Below are 1,583 nucleotides of genomic sequence, written 5' to 3'. Positions count from 1 at the left end.
CAAGCACTTAATATTTTTTGTCTTATATCAGTCGAATATGCTGCTGCCATATATCTCAATTATTTTCTTTTTTTTACATCTTTAAAGTTTACCATCTTTGTACCGCGTTTGATCTCAAACTGCTGTAAATTCCCTCACTCGGCGATCGCTATCTACAACTAAAATGCTTTCATCTTCAGGATCTAGCAACCATCCCAATTCCGTCCCATACTCGGCACAGTGTAATAGTTTGGCTAGGACTTGTTTATATTTTTGATCGGGCGAGAGAATTTCAATCGCCCAATCGGGATAAATTTCAAAACGATTGGCAATCCGTCCTGACGACAATCGAGGAATTCGCTCCCAACGAAATACAGCTATGTCGGGAACGATCGCTAATCCACCAAAAACACAGCCTAGTTCGGGAAAGGCTTTGGCGATTTTTTGAGGTTTGGCAATTTGATTAATTCTTTCGCAGAGGTCAATCTGAAGTTGACTATGTTCCCCTTGAGGCATCGGTTTTTGTATGATCTGTCCATTAATAAATTCGGAAGCAGGTTCTGTTTCTGGTAATTGCAAAAACTCTTCGATTGTTACGGGTCTAATTGCTGTAACTATCATCGCTTCATACCCTCCAAAATCTCTTTAATTGTAACAGCGATCGCCCACCCACACCCCAAACAGGGATACCTTCGGTAAGCTACCGCTAACGCTCCTCCCCACATCCCAAAACAGCGATATCTATGCCTACGGCACGCTGCGCGAACGGTAAGCTTGGCTAACACAATTTACATATCATTCAAGTTATAATAAGAGAAGATTAGGTTATATATTCAACAAAACATGACACTAAACAACTTATTAGAAACTCAGGGAATTATTCACTGCGATCCTGAAATTATGAGTGGAGTTCCAGTATTTGCGGGAACTCGTGTTCCTTTACAAACATTTTTTGACTATCTTGAAGGCGAGGGTGGATTAGCTGAGTTTATTAATGATTTTCCCTATTTGGAGACTCAAACTATGAAAGTTTTAGAAAATGCAGCTAAATTAATAATTGCTCAGGAACGTTGCGCTTAATGATAATATTGCTAGATGAAAATCTTTTAAGTAAAAAACTCAAACAACCTTTTTTAAATAAAGGTTATATTGTTTACAATGTTAATGATATGGGGTGGCGTGGTTTTAAGGATCACCAAATTCTTGATTTGGCTGAAAAACATCCTTTTGATGTGTTTATTACGGCCGATAAAAATCTTCCTTATCAGCAAAATTTAACTGATAAAACTTTGAAAATTATTATTTTAAACTCTCGTAGCACTCGTCCTGATCATTTAGTACCTCTAATGAAAAAAATTAGTGAAATTATCTCATCTTTATCAATAGGTTCATCTGTATTTATCAATGATGCGGGTGAGATTGAATCGGTTGGTTAATTATTTATAGGACTTACGCATTGACAAAAAAATGAATCTATGTTGATGAAGCAGCACAAGCATTGGTAAGATTGTCCACAATGTAGTCGCGCACAACTAAAGTGAATAAGTTTCTTTGCACTTCATACCAATTAGAAATTATGTTTTCAGAGCGCATTTTTTCTAAAC

3 protein-coding genes are annotated in these 1,583 nt (G+C 36.9%); 2 read left to right on the top strand and 1 reads right to left on the bottom strand.

The features are described from left to right. Nucleotides 1–114: 114 nt before the first annotated feature. Nucleotides 115–600: a Uma2 family endonuclease gene (locus IQ226_RS24710; protein ID WP_228039680.1), complete on the bottom strand. Its 486-nt coding sequence runs from the start codon at nucleotides 598–600 to the stop codon at nucleotides 115–117. Between the two features lie 222 nt (nucleotides 601–822). On the opposite strand from IQ226_RS24710, the gene IQ226_RS24705 reads away from it, so the two are divergent. Next, nucleotides 823–1,059, top strand: a complete 237-nt coding sequence (locus IQ226_RS24705; RefSeq protein WP_193899767.1) for a DUF433 domain-containing protein — start codon at nucleotides 823–825, stop codon at nucleotides 1,057–1,059. After that, nucleotides 1,059–1,415, top strand: a complete 357-nt coding sequence (locus tag IQ226_RS24700; protein ID WP_193899765.1) for a DUF5615 family PIN-like protein — start codon at nucleotides 1,059–1,061, stop codon at nucleotides 1,413–1,415. Before IQ226_RS24705 ends, IQ226_RS24700 begins: the two co-directional genes overlap by 1 nt. Nucleotides 1,416–1,583 lie beyond the last annotated feature (168 nt).

This window comes from Dolichospermum sp. LEGE 00240 (assembly GCF_015207875.1).
GTDB lineage: Bacteria > Cyanobacteriota > Cyanobacteriia > Cyanobacteriales > Nostocaceae > Dolichospermum > Dolichospermum gracile.
Note: the sequence above shows the minus strand (reverse complement) of the source record. Positions and strands in the feature narration are given on the sequence as shown.

Bases quoted from the DNA above. Each gene is read 5' to 3' on its own strand.
- IQ226_RS24710 (WP_228039680.1), bottom strand. From the start codon at position 600: ATGATAGTTACAGCAATTAGACCCGTAACAATCGAAGAGTTTTTGCAA.
- IQ226_RS24705 (WP_193899767.1), top strand. From the start codon at position 823: ATGACACTAAACAACTTATTAGAAACTCAGGGAATTATTCACTGCGAT.
- IQ226_RS24700 (WP_193899765.1), top strand. From the start codon at position 1,059: ATGATAATATTGCTAGATGAAAATCTTTTAAGTAAAAAACTCAAACAA.